This window comes from Microbispora sp. CL1-1, assembly GCF_012034195.1.
GTDB lineage: Bacteria > Actinomycetota > Actinomycetes > Streptosporangiales > Streptosporangiaceae > Microbispora.
Genome location: NZ_JAATEK010000159.1, coordinates 1 through 748 on the forward strand (window position 1 = coordinate 1; position 748 = coordinate 748).

1 pseudogene is annotated in these 748 nt (G+C 74.2%); it reads left to right on the top strand.

The annotated features are described in order from the left end of the window. Positions 1-748, top strand: a pseudogene (locus HCK04_RS41745) (hypothetical protein); the annotation flags it as partial.

Here is a 748-nt window from a genome sequence, read left to right on the forward strand (position 1 = left end):
AGCGCCGACGACACCAACGCCTACGCCCCCGACGCCACCGGAAGCGCCGACGACCCCAGCCAGGCCGACGACGCCGTCTCCGACGTGATGGGCGATCCGGGTGCTGCGGGCGGCACCGACGGCCCCGAGACCCCGGACGAGCTCGACACTGCTGAGGCTGTCCCCGCCACCGACCCTGCCGCTGGCTCCGGCGACGTCGCGACCGGACTTCGCGATGAGGAGCCTTGTGGCTGGGGAGCGGGTGAGTGCGGGGCCGGTGAGCGGCGGCGTGGGGAGTGCGAGCCGCGCAGCACCGCGAACACCGCCGCTGCCGAGGGCGACCACACCGCGAACGCCGACTCCGCCGAGGACGACGACACGGCGAACGCCGACTCCGCCGAGGACGACGACACCGCGAGCGCCGGCTCTGCCGAGTGCGACGAGACCGCGCCCGTCAAGGGCGATGGCTGCGTTCGCGGCGCGGCCCGGTCCGGAGCAACCCACGCCCGGCGGGGTGCGTCAGCATGGCCTGCTCACGGTGGCGGGCATTCGCACACAGCCCCTTCGCACGCTGCCCCTTCGCACGCTGCCCCTTCGGACACAGCACCTTCGGACACAGCCCCTTCGGACACAGCCCCTTCGGGTGCGACGGCTTCGGATGCGCCGCCATCCCAGGCAGCGCCCTCGGAGGCAGCGCCATCGGAGGCGGCGCGGCCGGATCCTCCTCCCGAGGATGTCTCCGCACGTCACACCCACGCTGGGCCTCGGC